Annotated in this window: 14 protein-coding genes; 12 read left to right on the forward strand and 2 right to left on the reverse strand. The window is 54.0% G+C overall.

The features are described from left to right. Window positions 1-14: 14 nt before the first annotated feature. Window positions 15-1,442 (forward strand): MATE family efflux transporter, encoded by a 1,428-nt coding sequence (locus OCV69_RS09230; RefSeq protein ID WP_158358820.1) that lies wholly within the window; start codon window positions 15-17, stop codon window positions 1,440-1,442. Between the two features lie 84 nt (window positions 1,443-1,526). Here OCV69_RS09230 and OCV69_RS09235 read toward each other — a convergent pair whose 3' ends face one another. Further along, window positions 1,527-4,160: a cation-translocating P-type ATPase gene (locus OCV69_RS09235; RefSeq protein ID WP_158358821.1), complete on the reverse strand. Its 2,634-nt coding sequence runs from the start codon at window positions 4,158-4,160 to the stop codon at window positions 1,527-1,529. Window positions 4,161-4,517: 357 nt separating this feature from the next. Beyond that, complete coding sequence (locus tag OCV69_RS09240; RefSeq protein WP_158358822.1) at window positions 4,518-8,840, reverse strand: 2-hydroxyacyl-CoA dehydratase; 4,323 nt, start codon at window positions 8,838-8,840, stop codon at window positions 4,518-4,520. 392 nt (window positions 8,841-9,232) lie between these two features. On the opposite strand from OCV69_RS09240, the gene OCV69_RS09245 reads away from it, so the two are divergent. The 11 genes from OCV69_RS09245 (at window position 9,233) to OCV69_RS09295 (ending at window position 22,370) form a co-directional block, all read left to right on the forward strand. Beyond that, the gene (locus OCV69_RS09245) at window positions 9,233-10,087 is read left to right on the forward strand and encodes a rhomboid family intramembrane serine protease (RefSeq protein WP_022273000.1); all 855 of its coding nucleotides are present in this window, start codon (window positions 9,233-9,235) and stop codon (window positions 10,085-10,087) included. A gap of 16 nt (window positions 10,088-10,103) precedes the next feature. After that, window positions 10,104-11,540, forward strand: coding sequence for a pyruvate kinase (pyk, locus tag OCV69_RS09250; RefSeq protein WP_158358823.1), 1,437 nt, complete (start codon window positions 10,104-10,106; stop codon window positions 11,538-11,540). A 42-nt stretch (window positions 11,541-11,582) separates the two neighbouring features. Next, window positions 11,583-12,851 (forward strand): diaminopimelate decarboxylase, encoded by a 1,269-nt coding sequence (locus OCV69_RS09255; RefSeq protein WP_158358824.1) that lies wholly within the window; start codon window positions 11,583-11,585, stop codon window positions 12,849-12,851. Between the two features lie 327 nt (window positions 12,852-13,178). After that, window positions 13,179-14,069 carry a S8 family peptidase gene (locus OCV69_RS09260; RefSeq protein WP_158358825.1) on the forward strand — a complete coding sequence of 297 codons (891 nt, stop codon included), beginning with the start codon at window positions 13,179-13,181 and terminating at the stop codon, window positions 14,067-14,069. A gap of 309 nt (window positions 14,070-14,378) precedes the next feature. Beyond that, window positions 14,379-16,160 carry a Na/Pi cotransporter family protein gene (locus OCV69_RS09265; RefSeq protein WP_158358826.1) on the forward strand — a complete coding sequence of 594 codons (1,782 nt, stop codon included), beginning with the start codon at window positions 14,379-14,381 and terminating at the stop codon, window positions 16,158-16,160. 72 nt (window positions 16,161-16,232) lie between these two features. Then, a complete protein-coding gene (locus OCV69_RS09270) occupies window positions 16,233-16,898 on the forward strand; it encodes a response regulator transcription factor (protein WP_022272994.1) in 666 nt (221 codons plus the stop codon). Between the two features lie 10 nt (window positions 16,899-16,908). Continuing rightward, complete coding sequence (locus OCV69_RS09275) at window positions 16,909-18,276, forward strand: sensor histidine kinase (protein ID WP_158358827.1); 1,368 nt, start codon at window positions 16,909-16,911, stop codon at window positions 18,274-18,276. Window positions 18,277-18,586: 310 nt separating this feature from the next. Continuing rightward, window positions 18,587-19,693: a recombinase RecA gene (recA, locus tag OCV69_RS09280; protein WP_158358828.1), complete on the forward strand. Its 1,107-nt coding sequence runs from the start codon at window positions 18,587-18,589 to the stop codon at window positions 19,691-19,693. After that, on the forward strand, window positions 19,693-20,214 hold the full coding sequence (locus OCV69_RS09285; protein ID WP_022272992.1) for a regulatory protein RecX: 522 nt from the start codon (window positions 19,693-19,695) through the stop codon (window positions 20,212-20,214). Before recA ends, OCV69_RS09285 begins: the two co-directional genes overlap by 1 nt. 82 nt (window positions 20,215-20,296) lie before the next feature. After that, entirely contained in the window at window positions 20,297-21,841 is a 1,545-nt protein-coding gene (gene rny, locus OCV69_RS09290; protein WP_022272991.1) for a ribonuclease Y, read from the forward strand. Window positions 21,842-22,235: 394 nt separating this feature from the next. Continuing rightward, window positions 22,236-22,370 (forward strand): hypothetical protein, encoded by a 135-nt coding sequence (locus OCV69_RS09295; protein WP_262563073.1) that lies wholly within the window; start codon window positions 22,236-22,238, stop codon window positions 22,368-22,370. Window positions 22,371-22,467: the final 97 nt, after the last annotated feature.

Raw genomic sequence — 22,467 nt, forward strand, 5'->3', positions numbered from 1 at the left:
AAGAGGCGGCGGATATGGAACAGCAGGGAAAGACAGAAAATAACGGAAACAGCAGGCTGGAAACGGGGAACATATGGAAACTGATGCTTTCACTTTCCATCCCCTCCATCATCGCCCAGCTGGTGGGGATCTTATATAACATGGTGGACCGGATGTTCATCGGAAGGATCGAAAATGGCACCACGGCCATGGCGGCCTTAAGTGTGTCCCTTCCGCTGATCACCTGTATCACTGCGTTCACAAGATTAGTGGGGATCGGCGGCGCGCCCTTATGCGCCATTAAAATGGGAAAGAAGGACCAGAGGGGGGCGGAGGAGATCCTGGGGGTAAGCTTCGCCTCCCTGATCACTGTGGGAGTGATCCTTACGGTGGTGATCCTGGTTTTCCAAAGGCCCATTTTAACGCTTTTCGGCGCAGATCCCACCACCCTGGACATGGCCTGTGATTATGTGTCCATCTATGCCCTGGGAACGGTTTTCGTGATGATCTCCCTGGGCATGAATTCTTACATTACGACCCAGGGTTTCGCCCGCACCGGTATGTGCACGGTGCTCATCGGAGCCATTTTAAACATTATCTTTGATGCGTTTTTCATCAACTACCTTCATATGGGCGTCAAGGGTGCGGCCATCGCCACCATCATCGCCCAGGGGATCTCCTGTATCTGGGCCCTTTCTTTTTTATTTGGAAAAAAGAGCCTGTTAAAGATGCGGCCGGAATTTTTCAAGGTGAAGAAGAATGTGCTTCTGCCCATCATGGCTCTGGGTGTATCGCCCTTTACCATGAGCATTACAGAAAGCCTGATCCAGATCTCCTTTAACAATCAGCTTTCCAAATACGGCGGAACTATGGCCGTGGGCACTGTGGCCATCATGTTCAGCCTGTGGCAGTTTGTAACCCTGCCCACCCAGGGCTTCTGCCAGGGGGCCCAGCCCATTATCAGCTACAATTACGGAGCCGGAAATCTGGCCCGGGTGCGGAAGGCCTGTAAGATCAGCCATGTGCTGTGCCTGGTATTTGCTACGACCCTCACAGGCCTTATGATGATCTTCCCAGGCCCCTTTGCCGGGATCTTCAGCAACGACCCGTCGCTCCTCCATTTCAGTGCCTGGGCGCTTCCCATTTATCTGGCGGGCGGAGCGATCTTCGGAGCCCAGATCAGCTGCCAGCAGTCCTTCATGTCCCTGGGACAGGCAAAGATCTCCCTGATCCTGGCCTGCTTAAGGAAGGTCATCCTTCTGGCGCCGCTGATCTACATATTCCCTGTGACCGTGGGAAAGCTGCCCTTTGCGGCGGCCATGGCAGAGGAGATCGCGGGGCTGGTGGAATATCCGGCGGAGGTATTTTCTATTTTCTTTGCAGAGCCCGTGTCGGATATCCTCGCGGCGGTCTGTACGTCGGCGACGTTTTATGTGTTTTATAAGAGGCATTTGAAAGACTGATAGAAATAGAATAAGACAGGAAAAGGTCCCTTGGGAACCGGGAGAAGCCATAAAGACTCTCCCCGGTCTCAAGGGACCTTCGTTTTATTTCCCCAGCTTCCTCTGTACCGCTTTCACCACTTCCATGATGGGAATGATGAGTACGGCCAGTCCCAGGGCAATGGCGTATTCGTGAAGGCCGATGGGTGTGAACTCAAAGGCAGTGGCTAAGAACGGAACCTCGATGACGGCGGTGGTCAGGATCAGGGAAACGACCATTGCGCCGAACAGGAAGTTGTTGCGGGTCTTTAAGGTAAAGATGGAGCCGCGGCGGCTTCTCATGTTTAGGGAGTGGAAGATCTCAACCATGGACAGGGTTAGGAATGCCATAGTCGTTCCGTCCGGGCTGTTGACGAATTCCCAGACGCCGCTTTCCACATAATGGCCCACCAGATAGGAGACCATGACCAGAACGGTTACGATAAAGCCCTGGAAGAACACGTCAAAGCCCATGCCTCCGGCGAAGATCCCTTCCTTGGGATCCCTGGGCTTCTGCTTCATGATGTCGGATTCGCTCTTTTCCATCCCCAGAGCCAGAGCCGGGAAGCAGTCGGTGATCAGGTTGATCCATAAAAGATGGACGGGCTTCAGGATCGTAAAGCCAATGAGGGTGGAGAAGAAGATGGCCAGGACCTCAGCCAGGTTGGAGGCTAAAAGGAACTGGATGGCCTTCCGGATATTGGCATAGATCCGGCGGCCCTCTTCAACGGCAGAGACGATGGTGGCAAAGTTATCGTCCGCCAGCACCATATCGGCCACATTTTTTGTAACGTCAGTTCCGGTGATGCCCATGCCGACGCCGATGTCGGCGCTCTTGATGGACGGCGCATCGTTGACGCCGTCTCCGGTCATGGCTGTGATCTTTCCGCGGGCCTTCCAGCCGTTGACGATGCGGACCTTATGCTCTGGCTGAACACGGGCATAAACGGAAAATTCGGTGATCCGGCGGGCGAATTCCTCGTCGCTCAGATCGTCCAGCTGCGCACCTGTGATGGCCTGGTCCGGGGAGGTGATGATCCCCAGCTCCATTCCGATGGCTACGGCAGTATCCTTGTGGTCTCCGGTGATCATAATGGGACGGATCCCGGCTTCCCGGCATTCTGCAATGGCGGTCTTCACTTCCGGACGCACGGGATCGATCATGCCGGAGAGGCCAACGTAAGTCAGATCCTGTTCCAGGAATTCCGGTTCTGTGCTTTCCGGCATGGAGGACCAGTTTCTTTTTGCAGCGCAGAGGACACGGAGGGCGCGGTCGGCCATGGATTTATTGGCGGCCAGGATAGAGGCGCGGATCTCATCGGTCATTTCCACTGCAGAGCCGTTCACCATGGCTCTGGTACAGCGTTTTAATACCTCGTCGGGAGCGCCCTTGGTGTACTGGATGATGGTCCCGTCGGCAGCCTTATGGACCGTGGACATCATTTTCCGCATGGAATCAAAGGGAGCCTCGCCCACCCGGGGCCATGCGGCCTTCAGCTCAGGCTTTAAGAGGCCGTTTTTGGCGGCGTCATTGACCAGGGCGCATTCTGTAGGTTCTCCGATGGCCTGGCCTGCTTCGGCGTCCCATTCGGAATCGGAGCAGAGAGCCATGGCTGTTTCCAGTTCCTTTTCATCGTCAGTCACATGGTCCACTACGGTCATCCGGTTCTGGGTCAGCGTACCAGTCTTATCAGAGCAGATGATCTGGGTACAGCCTAAGGTCTCCACAGCCGTCAGCTTGCGGATGATGGCGTTTCGTTTGGACATATTGGTAACGCCGATGGAAAGTACGATGGTGACCACAGCTGCGAGACCCTCGGGGATCGCTGCCACAGCCAGGGATACGGCTACCATAAAGGAGTTTAAGATGGAGCTGCCGTTGAAGCCGGAGCGCATGAGGCCTACGGCAAAGATCACGGCGCAGATGCCCAGTACCAGTACGGTCAGGATCTTGCTGAGCTGGTTTAACTTTAACTGGAGGGGGGTCTCCTCATCCTTGGCCTGGGCCAGGGCAGAGGCGATCTTACCCATTTCTGTGTCCATGCCAGTACCAGTGAGGACAGCCTTTCCTCGTCCGTATACCACGGTGGAGCCCATGTAGACCATGTTCTTTCTGTCGCCCAGGGGAATGTCCTTCTGTCCGCCCAGGGAAAGAAGCTCGGCGGCCTTATTGACCGGAACGGACTCGCCGGTGAGGGCGGCCTCCTCGATCTTCATGCTGGCGCTTTCAATGATCCGGCCGTCGGCAGGAACCGCATCTCCGGCCTCCAGGACTACGATATCGCCGGGGACCAGATCCTCGCTCTTTAAGGTGACGATCTTTCCGTCACGGAGGACCTTACTGGATGCGGCTGCGATTTCCTGAAGGGCTGCGATGGCCGCTTCTGCCTTTCCTTCCTGTACTACGCCGAGAACGGCGTTGATGATCACCACAGCGATAATGATGATCACGTCTGCAAAGGATTCGCCCTGATAGAACGCCGTGATGCCGGAAATAATGGCGGCGGCGATGAGGATCAGGATCATGGGATCCGAGAGCTCTTTTAAGAACCGCTTCAGAATGGAATCCTTTTTTGCCTCCTTCAGCTTGTTCTTTCCGTACTGGGCGAGTCTTTTTTCAGCCTCGCCGGTGGAAAGACCCTGGTCGGAGGAATTTTGTGCCTTCAGCACTTCTTCATAATTTTCCAGATATTCTTTCACGTTGCCTCCTTATCCGGAAGATAGTATGCCCGGAAAACGGGAAAAAAATAAGACTTATCCTCAGAGAGATCCCTTTGGATAAGTCTCGTTGTTTTCATGAAACGGATCAGACGGAGAAATCCAGGCCTGAGCCGTATCAAAACAGGACCAGGCCGGTCGGCCATGTGTGTTGATCCTGTCACACCGGGGTGTCAACTACTCCCTTATTCGCTATTTTGTTTTGAATACCAGCGGCAGTTTTTGTCTGCCCCTTTGTTATTCAGTATTCTACCCCTGGGAAGGAAAAAAACAAGGGTATGAATTGAAAAATTGATAAAATTTCAGCAAACTTTTTGGAAAATTTTGCTAAAAACAGTCCTAAACCTGCAATCCCTTGACCTGGCGGGCGTTGAGCTCCTCCAGCCGTTCCTTTGTGACCGCTGCCAGCTGCTCGGCTTCGCAGGGCTCATGATCCAGGTTTTTATGGGCAGTAGCCAACATCAGCTTGATCCGGTTCAGCTGGTTTACCTCGCTGGCTCCGGGATCATAGTCCACGGCAATGATGTTGGCTTCCGGATGCTGGCGGCGCAGCTCCTTGATGACGCCCTTTCCAACGATATGGTTGGGCAGGCAGCCAAAGGGCTGGACGCAGACGATGTTCCTGGTGCCGCCCTTGATGAGCTCCAACATTTCCCCGGTCAGGAACCAGCCTTCCCCGGTCTGGTTTCCCAGGGAGACGAAGCCGCTGGCCATGGACGCCAGGTATTTGATCTTTGTGGGCGGCGTGAAGTGGACGCTCTTTTCCAGGGCGATCCGCGCCGACTTGCGGAAATACTCCAGAAGGGAGATCGCCGTATTGCAGAGCCAGGCGGTGGAGTGCTTCGCCCCCAGATGCCCGGCCTTGAAATTGCTGTTGTAGAAGCAGTACAGCAAAAAGTCCATGAGATCCGGCATCACGGCCTCGGCCCCTTCGGATTCCAGAAGCTCCACGATGTGGTTGTTGGCGGTGGGAGAGAATTTCACCAGGATCTCGCCCACGATCCCCACCTGGGGTTTTTGGATGTCCAGCCGCTCCAGGCTGTCGAAATCGCGGATGATGCCGCGGATGTTCTTTGTGAAGTTCATCATGCCCAGGGAGGGGCCGGAAAGCTCGCGTATACAGATCTTTTTCCATTTTTCATGCAGGGCGTTGGCAGAGCCGGGCACCTTTTCATAGGGCCTGGTGGCGTACAGCACACGCATGAACACGTCTCCGTAGACCACGGCCTGCATGGCCTTGGCGATCAGGGGAGCCGTCAGGGTGAAGCCCGGGTTGGACTCCATGCCGTTGGCATTGATGGAGATCACCGGGATCTGGGGCATCCCTGCCTTTTCCAGGGCACGGCGGATGAAGCCGATGTAGTTGGAGGCCCGGCAGCCGCCGCCGGTCTGGGTCATGACCACTGCTGTGTGGTCCAGGTCGTATTTCCCTGACAGGAGGGCGTCCATGATCTGGCCGATGACGATCAGGGACGGGTAGCAGGCATCGTTATTGACAAAGCGCAGCCCCGTATCTACGGCAGTTTTGTCGTCGTTCTGGAGAACCACCAGGTTATAGCCGAAGCTGCGGATGGCCGGCTCCAGCAGATCGAAGTGGATGGGCGACATCTGGGGGCAGAGAAGGGTGTAGGTCTTTCTCATTTCCTTTGTGAAGACCACCCGGTTATAGGCGCTGGACACGATGTTTCTGGTGTAGCGCCGTTCCTCTCTTACCCGCAGGGCGGAGATCAGGGAACGGATCCGGATCCTGGCAGCTCCCAGGTTATTGACCTCATCGATCTTCAGAACTGTATAGATCTTCCCGGCGCTGGTGAGAATATCATTGACCTGGTCCGTGGTCACGGCGTCCAGGCCGCAGCCAAAGGAGTTCAGCTGGATCAGATCCAGGTTATCCCGGGTCTTTACAAAGGAGGCTGCGGCATAAAGCCTGGAATGGTACATCCACTGGTCAGTGACGATCAGCGGCCGCTCCACCTCTGCCAGATGGGAAATGGAATCCTCGGTCAGCACCGGAAATCCGTATGAGGTGATCAGATCTGCGATCCCGTGGTTGATCTCCGGATCGATGTGGTAGGGCCGTCCGGCCAGAACGATGCCGTGCTTTCCGGTCTCCTCTAAATAGGAAAGCACCTCCTCACCCTTTTTCTCCACATCAGCGCGGGCCCTGGAAAGCTCTTCCCAGGCCTTATGGGCCGCAGACCGGACCTCATGCTCGGAGATCTGGAATTCATGTTTAAATTCCTGCACCAGCTGCTTTGTAAGGGTCTTTTCGTCCGTGAAGGCCATGAAGGGGTTCATGAACCGGATGTGGTTTTCCTCCAGGCCCTCCATATTGTTTTTGATATTTTCCGCGTAGGAGGTGACGATGGGGCAGTTGTAGTGGTTCCCGGCCCCGGCCACCTCATTCCTTTCATAAGGGATGCAGGGATAGAAAATAAAGGGGACGCCCTTTTTTATGAGCCATTCCACGTGGCCATGGGACAGCTTCGCCGGATAGCATTCGGACTCGCTGGGAATGGTCTCGATGCCCAGCTCATAGATCTGGCGGCTGGACTGGGGGGACAGGATCACCTGGAAGCCCAGTTCCTTAAAGAACACAGCCCAGAAGGGGAAGTCCTCGTACATGTTCAGCACCCGCGGGATCCCCACAGGGCCGCGGAAGGCCTTGTCGGCTGCCAGAGGCTCGTAATCGAAGATCCGGTGATATTTATAGGTATAAAGATTCGGGATATCCCGTTTGGCTTTTTCAACACCCAGGCCCCGCTCGCAGCGGTTGCCAAAGATATACTGTCTTCCTCCCTCAAAGCGGTTGATGGTCAGGACACAGTGGTTGACGCAGCCGCGGCACCGGCTCATGGTGGTGGTGTAGGTAAGGCCGATGATCCGGTCCAGAGAAAGCATGGAGGTCTCCTTCGGGTGGAGGTTATACCGTTCCCTGGCGATCAGCGCAGCGCCGAAGGCGCCCATGATCCCGGCAATATCCGGCCGGATGGCGTTGCCGCCGGAGATCTTTTCAAAGCTCCGCAGTACGGCATCGTTGTAGAAGGTGCCGCCCTGTACCACCACATTTTTTCCCAGGTCTGAGGCGGTGGTGATCTTGATGACCTTAAATAAGGCGTTGCGGATCACCGAGTAGGCCAGGCCTGCGGAGATATCGGCCACAGACGCGCCCTCCTTCTGGGCCTGCTTTACGTTGGAATTCATAAAGACCGTGCACCGGGTTCCAAGATCAATGGGATTCTGGGCAAACAGCGCCTCCTTTGCGAAATCCACCACGCTGTAATTTAAGGATCTGGCAAAGGTCTCGATGAAGGAGCCGCAGCCGGAGGAACAGGCTTCGTTGAGCTGGACGCTGTCCACAGTTCCGTCTTTGATGCGGATGCATTTCATGTCCTGGCCGCCGATGTCCAGAATACAGTCCACCTCCGGATCGAAGAAGGCTGCGGCATAGTAATGGGAGATGGTCTCCACCTCGCCCTCGTCCAGGAGAAAGGCCGCCTTTAAAAGGGCCTCTCCGTAGCCGGTGGAGCAGGAATAGGCGATCTTTGCCGTTTCCGGCAGCAGGGCTTTGATCTCTTTTATGGAAGCGATGGCTGTGGCCAGGGGGCTTCCGTTGTTGCTGCTGTAAAAATGGTAAAGCAGAGAACCGTCCTCGCCCACCAGAGCTACTTTGGTGGTGGTGGAGCCGGCATCGATGCCCAGGTAGCATCTGCCGGAATAGGAGGCCAGGTCTCCGCGTTTTACCTTATACTGGTTATGGCGGTCCAGGAATTCCTGGTAGTCGGCCTCATCCTTAAATAAGGGGTCCATCCGCTTTACCTCGAAGTCCATTTTGATCCCGCCGGAAAGGTCGGAGATGAGCTGATCCAGGGAAAGAGCCATGGTTTCCGGGGCATTCATGGCCGCTCCTACGGCTGCGAACAGGTGGGAGTGGTCCGGGGCGATGATGGCGTCGCCCTTTAAGTTCAGAGTCCGGATAAAAGCCTCCCGGAGCTCGGAAAGGAAGTGGAGCGGGCCGCCCAGGAAGGCCACGTTGCCGCGGATGGGTTTTCCGCAGGCCAGGCCGCTGATGGTCTGGTTGACCACGGCCTGGAAGATGGAGGCCGCCAGGTCCTCCCGGGTGGCCCCCTCGTTGATCAGAGGCTGGATATCGGATTTTGCAAATACACCGCACCGGGCCGCAATGGGATAGATGGCCTTGTAATTTTTGGCGTATTCGTTGAGGCCTGCGGCGTCGGTCTGTAAAAGGGAGGCCATCTGATCGATGAAGGAGCCGGTCCCTCCGGCACAGATGCCGTTCATCCTCTGGTCGATGCCGCCGGAGAAGTAGATGATCTTTGCGTCTTCCCCGCCCAGCTCAATGGCCACGTCGGTATCGGGCGCATAATCCTGTAAGGCCGTGGCAACAGCCACGACCTCCTGGGTAAAAGGAATATTCAGATGACCGGAAAGGGCCAGTCCGCCGGAGCCGGTGATGCTGGCGCTGACCTGGAGCTCTCCCAGCCTTTCGCGGGCCTTTTTTAAGAGCGCGGCCAGGGTCTCCTGGATATTGGCGTAATGGCGCTCATAATCTGCAAAAAGTATCTGATTGTCATTGTCAATGACAGCAGTCTTTACGGTGGTGGAACCGATATCGATCCCAAGACGGAATGTTTGATTCATGTGAGCGGGGAAATCCCCTATCCTCCTTAATCTGACAGCAGAGAGGATCGCTCCCCTCTGCCGTAAAATATCTTATGTTTATTTTATTATAGAAAGAACGTCCGGAAGCCCCTCCGGACTGCGCCAGAGCCGCCCGCAGGAGCCGGAATACCGGAAAAAATGGTAAAACGGACCTGCCGCGCGAGGGCGCTGGATGGTTACAGTATATCATAATTTCAGCGGGGAAAACAATAGACACAATTCCCAATATGTTGACAAAAAACGCTAAAAAACCGTTAAGGATGGAAAGAACAGGAGGCCGCGCCTAAAGGATTTGACAAAAGGAAGGAGGGCGAATTATAATAGCAATCAAAATAAGAAAAGGATCTATTGGGTGGGAAAGGAAATTTAGAATGAATCAATGGCTGAACAAGATGGAACGGAAGCTGGGGCGGTATGCGATCCCCAATCTGATGAATTATGTGGTGATCCTCTACGCCGTGGGAGCATTGGTCTGCTGGCGGGCCCCGGAGCTTTACTTTGAGTATCTGATGCTGGACGCCAGGGCGATCCTCCACGGCCAGATCTGGCGGATCGTGACCTTCCTTATGTGGCCCCTGTCGGGCGACCTGTTTTTAAACGTGCTGGTCATTTACTGTTATTATAACCTGGGCCGGACCCTGGAGGCCGTGTGGGGCTCCTTCCGGTTCAACGTATACTTTTTTATGGGGATCATCGGCCATGTGCTGGCGGCCATCCTTATTTATGCGCTCACCGGCAGGATCTACCCGCTGACGGCAGAATATCTGAATTTTTCCTTATTCTTTGCCTATGCGGCCACGTTCCCGGACGCCCAGTTCTTACTGTTTTTTGTGATCCCCATTAAGGCCAAATGGCTGGCTCTGTTTGACGGGGCTTACTTCCTTTACGGAATGATCTTTGGCGGAATGGCATCCCGGATCGCCATCGTCATGTCCTTATTGAATTTTATCCTGTATTTTGTCATGTCCAGAAGCGGGAGATACAACCCGAAGGAAATAAAGAGAAAACAGCAGTTCAGATCCCAGGTCACCCAGACGGTCAGGGAAGCGAAGCAGAATGGCCGTCACCGCTGTGCCGTCTGCGGCCGCACGGATCTGGACGATCCCGAGCTGGTATTCCGCTTCTGCTCAAAATGTGAGGGGGATTACGAATACTGCCAGGACCATCTCTACACCCATAAGCATGTGACAAAGGGCGGAATGGATCCGCGGCAGAAGACATCATAGGAGGCAAAGCACCAGAATGAAAAAAACAAAGATCATTTGTACCATGGGACCGAACAGCGATGACCGGGAGGTCATGAAACAGTTGGTGTTAAATGGAATGGACGTGGCACGGTTCAATTTTTCCCACGGAAACCATGAGGAGCACAAAAAAAGATATCTCCAGCTCCGTCAGGTGGCGGAGGAAACAGGGATCCCGGTGGCGGCGCTGCTGGACACCAAGGGCCCGGAGATCCGTACTGGCATTTTGAAGGACGGAAAGAAGATCACCTTAAAGGAAGGCCAGGAATTTACCCTTACCACAGAAGAGGTCGTGGGGGATGAGACCATGGTCCATATCAATTACGACGGCCTGAACGGAGATGTGAAGGTGGGAGACCGGATCCTCATTGACGACGGCCTGATCGAGCTGCATGTGAGGGAGGTCCAGGGTCCCAGGATCGTCTGTCTGGTAGTAAACGGCGGCGAGCTGGGCGAGAGAAAAGGTGTCAACGTGCCAGGCGTAAAGATCAAGCTTCCGGCCCTGACAGAAAAAGACAAGGATGATATCCGTTTTGGGATGGAGATGGGCTTTGATTATATTGCCGCCTCCTTTATCCGCTCGGCGGACGCCATCCGGGAGATCCGGGAGATCCTGGCCGAGGGCGGCTCCTCCATGGGCATCATCGCCAAGATCGAAAATGAGGAAGGGCTGGAAAATCTGGATGATATCATTGAAGAGAGCGACGGCATCATGGTGGCCCGGGGCGACCTGGGCGTGGAGATCCCGCCGGAGAAGCTGCCCCATCTCCAGAAAATGATGATCGAAAAGTGCAGTGAGGCATGCAAGGTGGTCATCACAGCCACCCAGATGCTGGATTCTATGATCCGGAATCCCCGTCCAACCCGTGCGGAGGTGACAGACGTGGCCAACGCAGTCTACGACGGCACCGATGTGGTAATGCTTTCCGGTGAGACCGCCAACGGGAAATATCCGGTGGAGGCTTTGAAGATGATGGTCCACATCGTAGAGGAGACGGAGTCCCACCTGGACGATTCCTTCTATAAAAGGAGACGGGTATCTGACGACAACAGCCACAGCATTTCCAATGCGGTCTGCTATTCCTCCGTATCCACGGCCCGGGCTCTGGGGGCGAAGGTCATCATTGCTCCCAGCATCAGCGGCTACACGGCCCGGATGCTTTCCAAGTGGCATCCGGCAACGATGGTGGCGGGCATGTCCCCCAGCATTGATACAGTCCGCAGAATGCAGCTTTATTGGGGCGTACATCCGTTCCAGGCAAAGAGAGCAGAGTCCACGGATACCCTGATCATGAATTCCATTGACGCCTTAAAGGCAGAGGGACTTGTGAAGGAGGGTGACCTGGCGGTGGTAACTGCCGGAGTCGTGAGCCATTCCCGCAGACATGAACCGGCCACATCCACCAATATCATGCGGGTCGTAACCGTAGACTGATCCAGAGGGGGCGGTCTGCCATAAACAAAGGAGTATATTGATATGGAAAAGAAACCATTTGCGACCAGGGAAAAGCTGGAAGAGATCGCAAAAGAATATCCCACGCCCTTTCATCTTTACGATGAAAAGGGGATCCGGGAAAACGCCAGGGCTCTTAAGGAGGCATTTTCCTGGAATCCGGGCTTTAAAGAATATTTTGCCGTAAAGGCCACACCGAACCCGTTTATTTTAAAGATCCTTCAGGACATGGGCTGCGGCACCGACTGCTCTTCCGAGACAGAGCTGATGCTGTCGAAGGCCTGTGGCTTTACGGGCCACGACATCATGTTTTCCTCCAATGATACGCCGCCGGAGGAATTTAAAATGGCGGATGAGCTGGGGGCCATCATCAATCTGGACGATTTTACCCATATCGCCTGTGTGGAAAAGGTCCTGGATACGTTTCCGGAGACCATGAGCTGCCGGTTTAATCCCGGCGGCCTGTTCCGGATCTCCAACGATATCATGGACAATCCGGGAGATTCCAAGTATGGAATGACAGAGGAGCAGCTGACGGAGGCCTTCCGGATCTTAAAGGATAAGGGAGTAAAGCACTTCGGGATCCATGCGTTCCTGGCCAGCAATACCGTTACCAACGAATATTATCCGCTTCTGGCTAAGATCCTGTTTGAACTGGCAGTCCGTGTGAAAAACGCCGCAGGCGTCCACATTGCCTTTATCAATCTTTCCGGCGGCATTGGCATTCCATACCGCCCGGACCAGGAGCCCAACGATATCCGCGTCATCGGAGACGGGGTGAGAAAGGTTTACGAGGAGGTTCTGGTCCCGGCCGGCATGGGAGACGTGGCTATTTTCACAGAGCTGGGCCGCTTTATGCTGGGGCCCTACGGAGCCTTAGTGACCCGGGCCATCCACGAAAAGCATACCTATAAGGAATATATCGGCGTGGACGCCTGTGCGGTGAACCTGATGCGCCCGGCCATGTACGGCGCTTACCACCATATTACGGTCATGGGAAAGGAGAACGCCCCCTGCGACCATAAGTATGATGTGACCGGCTCCCTCTGCGAGAACAACGATAAGTTTGCGGTGGACCGGATGCTGCCAGAGATCCAGATGGGAGATCTCCTGTTCATCCACGACACCGGAGCCCACGGCTTTTCCATGGGGTATAATTATAATGGAAAGCTTAGGAGCGCAGAGCTTCTTTTACAGGAGGACGGAAGCGTCCGCATGATCCGCCGCGCGGAGACACCAAAGGATTACTTTGCAACCTTTGATTTCTGCGGGTTATTAAAGGATGTGGAGTAGTTTAAGAGGATAGAGACAAAAGAGAGCCCCGGCTGCCGTTTTCGGCTGCCGGGGCTTAGACATGAGAAAACCCCGCTTGTATCGCAGCGGGGATTTGTCATTTAGGATTTCGATTTCAAAAAGGTTTTTAGGATAAAGGATTTAAAATTTGTATCGTGCATTTCTTATGGTTAAAGTATAGCACGTTATGCTGGAAAATGATTGTATATTCTTTGAATGGATTATGAAGATTTTCTTAAGATTTGAAATGTCTGGAAAAAACGCCGGATGGGCAAAACGCTTTCCCTGGAATATCCTATTTATAAAAGGACTCCGAGGAAATCATATGTGAATCGTGTAAAGGAACAGATCCGCTGCCGGGACGCCTATACCCTGGGGCTTACGGGGAGGGGCGTCTGCGTGGCGGTGCTGGATACAGGGGCATATCCCCACAGGGATTTTGAGGACCGGATCTCGGGCTTTGCGGATGTGGTGAACCACCGGCCCGGTCCCTATGACGACTGCGGCCATGGGACCCATATCTGCGGGATCATCGGGGGCAGCGGGGCCGTTTCCGACGGAAGGTATCAGGGCATGGCCCCAGGCTGTACCCTGGCGGCTGTCAAGGTCCTGGACCGGAAGGGGAACGGCTCTGCCGCCGACGTTCTGGCCGGGATCGGCTGGATCCTGGACCGGAAGGACCGGCTGGGGATCCGGATCGTGAATATTTCCGTGGGCTCCTATGGAAAGAGGGGGATGAGCGAGGATTCGGCTCTGGTAAAAGGCGTCAACCGGGCCTGGGATGCCGGGCTTGTGGTGGTGGTGGCCGCCGGGAATAACGGCCCGGCTCCCTTAAGCGTCACCACGCCTGGGATCAGCCGGAAGGTGATCACTGTGGGCTGCTCCGACGACCACATGGAGGTGCTGGTGGGAAAGAACCGGATGGTGGATTATTCCGGCCGCGGTCCCACCCTGGCGGCGGTCTGCAAGCCGGACCTGGTGGCTCCGGGCTGCAGCGTAGCCAGCTGCGCCAGTCTGAGGGATAAGTACACCATAAAAAGCGGGACCTCCATGAGCACCCCCATCGTTTCCGGGGCCATTGCCCTTCTTCTGGAAAAATACCCGGACATGACCAACCGGGACGTAAAGCTGAGGCTGATGGAAACATGCCGGGACATGGGCCTTCCAAAAAACCAGCAGGGCTGGGGGCTCCTGGACGTGGAACGGCTTTTGAGATAGAACATCCGGACGCTGCAAAGGAAATGGAGTCCCAGGCGGCTTTTTCTGCGGCGTTCCATAAAATATGGGCGGGGGCTGCTTCGGCAGTCCCCGTTTCTTTTGGGTATTCTGCTGTGTTTTTTGTGGAAAACCACAAAAAAGCCGTGCGTTTCCGGGAAAAGTGGAAAAGGGGTTGCAAATAAGCGGGAAACATGCGAAAATTTACATGGATTTTACATAGGCGCGGCGGATATTTTACATACTGATGATATCCTGTCCATGATATGTAGAAAATAATCGCATGACTATGTGTATTTTACGGAGGAAGGTATGGATTTTTTTGGACTTTTATCAATGATCGGAGGTCTGGCGCTGTTCCTGTACGGAATGGATACCATGGGCCAGGGACTTGAGAAGCTGTCCGGCGGCCGCCTGGAGCGGATCCTGGAAAAGCTCACATCCAACCCCATTAAGGCAGTACTTCTGGGCGCCGGCGTTACGGCTGTGATCCAGTCGTCTTCAGCCACTACTGTTATGGTCGTCGGCTTTGTAAACTCTGGAATTATGAAGCTGACCCAGGCTGTGGGCATCATCATGGGAGCCAACATCGGTACTACCGTGACGTCCTGGCTCTTAAGCCTTACGGGAATCGAAAGCGGGAACTTTTTTGTACAGCTGTTAAAGCCGTCGTCCTTCTCCCCGGTTCTGGCACTGATCGGCATGATCTTCATCATGTTCACGAAAAATGAGAAGAAAAAGAACCTGGGAACCATTATGATCGGCTTTGCCATTCTGATGTTTGGTATGGAGACCATGAGCGACGCGGTGAAGCCCCTGGCGGATGTGCCGGAATTCACCGGGCTCCTGACAATGTTCTCCAACCCGATCCTGGGAATGATCGCAGGAGCGGTCCTTACTGCCATCATCCAGAGCTCTTCTGCATCCGTCGGTATCCTGCAGGCCCTCTGCGCCACTGGAGCCGTAAGCTTTGGAAGCGCCATTCCCATCATCATGGGACAGAATATCGGTACCTGTGTGACTGCCATGATCTCTGGTATCGGAGCCAGCAAGAACGCAAGACGGGCTGCACTGGTACACCTGTATTTCAACATCATCGGAACGGCTGTGTTTATGATCGTATTCTACACGGTCAACGGCTTTATACACTTTGATTTCCTGGACGGAGCGGCCAGTGCCATGGGCATCGCTGTGGTCCACAGCGCCTTTAACGTGGCATCCACGATCCTGCTTCTGCCATTTTCCAAGGTGCTTGTGAAGTTAGCAACCTTAACGATCCCGGACGAGCAGGAAAAGGAGCTGGCGGCAGGCATCGCCGCCGGGGAAGAGGAGTTCCGCCTTCTGGATCCCCGTTTCCTGGAGACTCCCGGCTATGCCGTAGAGCAGTGCCGTCTTGTGACCACCCATATGGCCCAGACTGCCAGGGAGGGCTTTTTAAAGGCCATGGAGCTCCTGGATTCCTATGACCAGGAAAAGGCCGACCAGGTGGCTGCCATCGAGGACCTGGTGGATAAGTACGAGGACCATCTGGGGACCTATATGGTAAAGGTGGGAAGCCAGCAGCTTTCCAAGAACGACAGCCATACGGTCTCCCTGCTCCTTCACTGCATCGGAGACTTTGAGAGGATCTCCGACCATGCCATGAACTTAATGACAGCGGCCAAGGAGATGCACGATAAAAATATGGAATTCTCCAAAAAGGCAGAGGAGGAATTAAAGGTATTTTTAAATGCCGTTACAGAGATCCTGGATCTTTCTATTACGGCCTTCGAGAACAACGATGTAAAGAAGGCTTCCCTGGTGGAGCCGCTTGAGGAGGTCATCGACGATCTGAACACCTGTGTGAAGGCCAACCACATCAAGCGTCTCCAGAAGGGAAAATGTACCATCGAGCAGGGCTTCGTTCTGTTGGATATCTCCACCAACTTAGAGCGTGTGTCCGACCACTGCTCCAATATCGCCATCAGTGTCATTGAGATCGACCGGGATGGCTTTGATGCCCACGGTTATCTGGAAAACTTAAAGCGGGACGACGATCCCCGGTTCCAGGGAATGGTGGAAAGTTACAGAAAGAAATATACGCTTCCGGCGTAAAAGAGAAAGCCGCCTATGCAGTTTCTGCCAGGCGGCGGATCTTTATCCGGAAAGGACAGGAGGAGAGCGGATATGGCGCTGATCTATGCAGTGGAAGATGATAAGAATATTCTGGAGATCGAGATGTTTGCCTTAAAAAACAGCGGCTACCAGGTGGACGGCTTTGAATGTGCCCGCGATTTTTATAAGAAGCTGGATGAGCGGCAGCCAGATCTGGTCCTTCTGGATATCATGCTGCCGGACGAGGATGGCCTTGAGATCGTCGGAAAGCTCCGGAGACGTCCCGAGACCAAGAAGCTCCCGGTGATCATGGTCACGGCCAAGACCACAGAGATCGACAAGGTCAAGGGCCTGGATGTGGGCGCCGATGATTACCTGACAAAGCCCTTCGGCGTTATGGAGCTGATCGCCAGGGTCAAGGCGGTGCTCCGCAGGACCATGGAGGAGGAGAAGTTCTTAAGTCTGGGAGATGTGTTCCTGGACGACGAAAAGCATATGGTCTATGTAAAGGACCAGCCTTGCAGCCTGACGTTCAAGGAGTATGAGCTCTTAAAGCTGCTGCTCCACAATGCCGGAATCGTGGTGACCCGGGAGATCATCCTGGAGCGTGTCTGGGGCATTGACTTCGAGGGAGAATCCAGGACCCTGGACATGCATATCCGGACCCTCAGGCAGAAGCTGGGGGATGCCGGGACCATGATCCGGACCGTGCGGAACGTAGGCTATATGATCGAATAGGCGGGATGAGATGAAACGGAGAATCCATATTGAGCTTCTGGTTACGTCAGGGTTAGCCATCCTCCTGACGCTGACCTTTGCCATGTTTGTGTTTTACGGGCTGTTCCGGTCCCAGATCATCCGGGATCTGGAGACCGATGCACGGGTCATGAAGAACATGGGCGTTTTTGACGATATTTCCAGGATGGCAGAGAAAAACGGCTCCATCAGCAGCGAGGACCTGCGGATCACAGTGGTGAGCCCCGGAGGAGACGTCCTGTTTGACAGCAGCGCCGATGCGGCGGTCATGGAAAACCATGAGGACCGGCCTGAGATCCGGACGGCTCTGGAAGCAGGGGAGGGAAGCGGCAGCCGGCGCTCAGAGACCATGGACAAGAACCTGTTTTATTATGCCGTCCGTATGGAAAACGGAAACGTCTTAAGGATCTCCAGGGAGGCAGACAGCTTTTTTGCGGTATTCCAGAATATGCTGCCTACGGTGCTGGAGGTGTCCCTGGTGCTGTTTGTCTTCAGTATATTTCTGTCCAATTATTTTACAAAGACCCTGGTGGGGCCCATTGAAGAAATGGCCAGGAATATTTCTGATCCCGGCCAGGAGGTGGTATACAGGGAGCTGGAGCCCTTTGTGGCCACCATCCGGCAGCAGCATGACGACATCATAAAAAGCGCCCAGATGCGCCAGGAGTTCACAGCCAACGTATCCCACGAGCTGAAGACACCGCTGACTGCCATTTCCGGGTACGCGGAGCTGATCGAGCACGGCATGGCGGATGCGGAGAATTCCAAGCGCTTCGCCGGAGAGATCCATAAAAATTCTGTACGCCTCTTATCCCTGATCAACGATATCATCCAGCTTTCCCAGCTGGACGGAGGGAAGAATCACAGCGAGTATGCGGATATTGATCTGTATAAGCTGGCGGCTGAATGTGTGGATATGCTGAAGATGAACGCCAGAAAGCAGAACGTGACCATGAAGCTCTGCGGAAAGCCATGTACGGTGTATGCGGACCGTCAGCTCATGGAGGAGCTCCTCTATAATCTGTGCGACAATGCCATCCGATATAATAACCGGGGCGGCTCTGTGACGGTCACGGTGGATGAAAAAGACGGCCATGTGTTCCTTTCCATTAGGGATACGGGGATCGGGATACCCACGGAGCACCAGGACCGGGTGTTTGAACGGTTCTACCGGGTGGATAAGAGCCGTTCCAAGGCCACTGGAGGAACGGGACTGGGTCTTGCCATTGTAAAGCATATCGTGGCCCAGCACGGCGCATCCATCTCCCTGGAGAGCCAGGCTGGGAAGGGGACGGAGATCCGGGTGGAATTTTCGGATGCCCTGAAGCAGCAGATGGAAGAACGGGCAGAGAATGCTTAAAATAAACAGGCGATGGATTTTGGGGATGCCTTCCGGGCCTCCCCTTTTCTGGTTGTATCCTTCCGGGAAAAGGCCTGGAGTGTAAAACCAGCCTCCTGTTTTTTGTGGCTTTTGCCCATTGACGGCGGTGGAAAAGCCGGGTATGATGAAGCCAGACCAGAGATCTGAAAGGTCCCGGCTTTCTCACTCACCCGGCCTTATGTTTTCCGGCGGTTCCGCCAAAGTTTCCCGAAGAAATCATTGACTTTTTCCTGGAAGTATATTATGATTAGGACATAACAGAACATTTGTTCGCATTTGGAGGATGAATATGAATAAAGAAGATAAATTGAAAGCCCTGGACGCGGCCCTGACCCAGATCGAGAAAGCCTATGGAAAGGGATCTGTGATGAAGCTGGGAGACTCCGGCGCAAATATGAATATCGAGACGGTGCCCACCGGTTCCTTAAGCCTGGATATCGCCCTGGGACTGGGAGGCGTTCCCAAGGGACGTGTGATCGAGGTCTACGGCCCGGAGTCCAGCGGTAAGACCACCGTTGCCCTTCATATGGTGGCGGAGGTACAGAAGCGGGGAGGGATCGCCGGCTTTATCGATGCGGAGCATGCCCTGGATCCCGTTTACGCGAAGAACATCGGCGTGGATATCGATAACCTGTATATTTCCCAGCCGGATAACGGTGAACAGGCCCTGGAGATCACAGAGACAATGGTCCGCTCCGGCGCTGTGGATATCGTGATCGTGGACTCTGTGGCAGCCCTGGTGCCCAAGGCGGAGATCGACGGCGATATGGGAGATTCCCATGTGGGCCTTCAGGCCCGTCTGATGTCCCAGGCCCTCAGAAAGCTGACAGCAGTGATCAGCCGGACCAACTGTATCGTGATCTTTATCAACCAGCTCCGTGAAAAGGTAGGCGTGATGTTCGGAAATCCGGAAACCACCACCGGCGGCCGTGCGCTGAAGTTCTACTCCTCCGTCCGTCTGGATGTGAGAAGGACCGAGTCCTTAAAGCAGAGCGGTGAGGTGATCGGAAACCATGTGCGGGTAAAGGTAGTAAAGAATAAGATCGCACCGCCGTTTAAGGAGGCTGAATTTGATATTATGTTCGGCAAAGGGATCTCCAGAGAAGGAGATGTGCTGGATCTGGCGGCAGATGCCAATATCGTGGAAAAGAGCGGCTCCTGGTACGCCTATAATGGCGCAAAGATCGGTCAGGGCCGGGAGAATGCCAAGCAGTACCTGGCCCAGAATCCGCTGATCTGCGAGGAGATCGAAAATCAGGTGAGAGAGCTCCACGGCCTGGAGGCCCAGCATGTGGCGGCCGGAGAACCGTCCGGTGAGGTGGCCGGAGAGAGCGTCGCGCCGGCAGATGCTGGAAATATGACCGCTGGAATGGAAAAGGAAGAGGCGGAGAGATAATGAAGGAATGGAAGCTGGAAGGCGTATCCGGGTTGGAGGAACCGTCCTTACAGTCTGGGAATGCCGGGGATGAAAAAGAGGCCAGGAACAAGGCCGTCTACTATCTCCAGTTTTCCAGTAAGACCGAGTGGGAACTGCGTAAGAAGCTGGCAGAACAGGGATTTCTGCCGGCTTCTGTTGATTCTGCCATCCGTTTTGTGAAGGCGCACCGGTATCTGGACGACGGAGAATATGCAGCCCGTTATATAGAGCGGAACCAGAGGAAGAAAAGCAGGAAGCAGATGGTCTTTGAGCTGCGTCAGAAGGGGATCGATGAGGAGACGTTAAATGCGGCCTTTGAGGAAAATCCTGTGGACGAGGAGGAGCAGATCCTAAGGCTCCTGGAAAAGAAGGGCTACCGGGGAGAGGAAGCCGAAAGGGAGGAAAAACAGAAAATCTCCGCCTATCTGGCCCGAAAGGGCTTCGCTTATGAGGCCATCCAGAGGGCTATGATTAATTATGCACGGAAAAACAGAGATTGAAAGCAATATACTTGACATAATGTATAAAACAGTTTAAAATTGAAGTGTTGTACAATGAAAACTAAATAAAGGAGGTGCTCCTGTGTCACCAATAATAAGCGCGTTGATCGCAGCGGTTATTGTGGCTCCTATTACCTGGCTTGCAGCTGTGGCTTACCGGAAGAAAAGCTATGAGAGCAAGATCGGAAGCGCAGAGGAAAAGTCCAGAGAAATAATAGATGAAGCATTGAAGGTCGCAGAGACGAAGAAAAAAGAAGCTCTCCTGGAAGCCAAGGAAGAGAATTTGAAGGCAAAAAATGAGCTGGAGAAGGAAACCAGGGAACGAAGGGCAGAGATTCAGCGCTATGAGCGCCGCGTACTCAGCAAAGAGGAAAATCTGGATAAAAAAGCAGAGGCAATGGAACGGAAAGAGTCCAGCCTGGTGTCCAGAGAGGACTCTTTAAAGAAACGCACTGCCGAAGTGGAGGAACTGTTTGCGAAAGAGCAGGAGGAGCTGGAAAAGATCTCCGGTCTCACTTCTGATCAGGCAAAAGAGTATCTTCTGAAGTCTGTGGAAGCGGATGTGAAGCACGACACTGCCAAGCTCATCAAGGAGCTGGAAGCCAGGGCAAAGGAAGAAGCAGACAAAAAGGCCAGGGAGTATGTGGTCACAGCCATCCAGAGATGTGCGGCTGACCATGTGGCAGAGACCACAGTTTCTGTGGTACAGCTCCCCAGTGATGAGATGAAGGGACGCATCATCGGAAGAGAGGGACGGAATATCCGTACTCTGGAGACCATGACCGGCGTTGAGCTGATCATCGACGATACTCCGGAGGCCGTCGTACTGTCCGGCTTTGATCCGGTCCGCAGAGAAGTTGCCAGGATCGCCCTGGAGCGTCTGATCGTGGATGGACGTATCCATCCGGCCAGGATCGAGGAAATGGTGGAGAAAGCGCAGAAGGAAGTCGAGAACATGATGCGCGAAGAAGGAGAGGCAGCCGCCCTGGAGGTGGGGATCCATGGAATCCATCCGGAGCTGGTGAAGCTCCTTGGAAAGATGAAGTTCAGGACCAGCTATGGGCAGAATGCATTGAAGCATTCCATCGAGGTTGCCCAGCTTTCCGGTCTGCTGGCTTCTGAGATCGGCGTGGATGTGAGACTGGCAAAGCGTGCCGGTTTATTACACGACATTGGAAAATCTGTCGATCATGAGATGGAGGGCTCCCATGTACAGCTGGGATCCGAGCTCTGTAAGAAATATAAGGAGTCGGCTACGGTCATCAACGCAGTGGAATCCCATCATGGCGATGTGGAACCCACCAGCCTGATCTCCTGTATCGTCCAGGCAGCAGATACGATCTCTGCCGCAAGACCCGGCGCCAGAAGAGAAACGCTGGAAACATACACCAACCGCTTAAAGCAGCTGGAGGATATCACCAATTCCTTCAAGGGAGTGGATAAGTCCTTTGCGATCCAGGCAGGACGCGAGGTACGTATCATGGTCGTACCGGAACAGGTCAGCGATGACGATATGGTTCTGATGGCCAGAGAAATTTCTAAGAAGGTGGAGTCCGAGCTGGAATATCCGGGACAGATCAAGGTCAATGTGATCCGGGAATCCAGAGTAACGGATTATGCAAAATAAGAGCACAGAACAATAAGAAAGATCCGGAGGTATATGGGGAGACCCTGTACCGCCGGATTTTTTATGTCATAGGGGCGGAGGGGGGACTGGATCCGGACACCGCATTGGGGCAGACGTTTATCGGCGTTAATTTGTGACAGTTCAGCCGTGTATCTTCTTGTCCGCTGTTAGCGGACAAGAAGCATCGGGCGTCTGCCCTATGGAGAACCAGACAGGAAAACACTTATGAAAACAAGTTTTCAACGCGTTTTCCCATCTGGTTCTCCGCATGGCTGAACTATTACGTTAATTTGTAAAAAAGTATTGACGATTCAGAAAATGTGGTGTAAAATCCAGAGTAACGAAAAGTTACCAGAGAAAGCCGGGGCGGTACAAACGCCCGGGAGGAAACAGGATGAGCAAGAAAACGGCGATCGTATCAGTACAGATGAATATGATGGGTCTGATGTGCGGCATGGCCATGTGCGGCATGATTTTTTGCGTGGAAAAAATTGCAGACCAGAATCATTCCTGTATGGATTGTGAGTAGTCAGATATCCTGTGATCAACAAAGAGGGTAAACCGCAGTTCCTGAGGGGCTGCGGTTTTTTGTTTGCGCGGGCGGCGAAAAAAGCAGCCGGTCTGCC

Source organism: Alitiscatomonas aceti, from assembly GCF_025567195.1.
Lineage (GTDB): Bacteria > Bacillota > Clostridia > Lachnospirales > Lachnospiraceae > Alitiscatomonas > Alitiscatomonas aceti.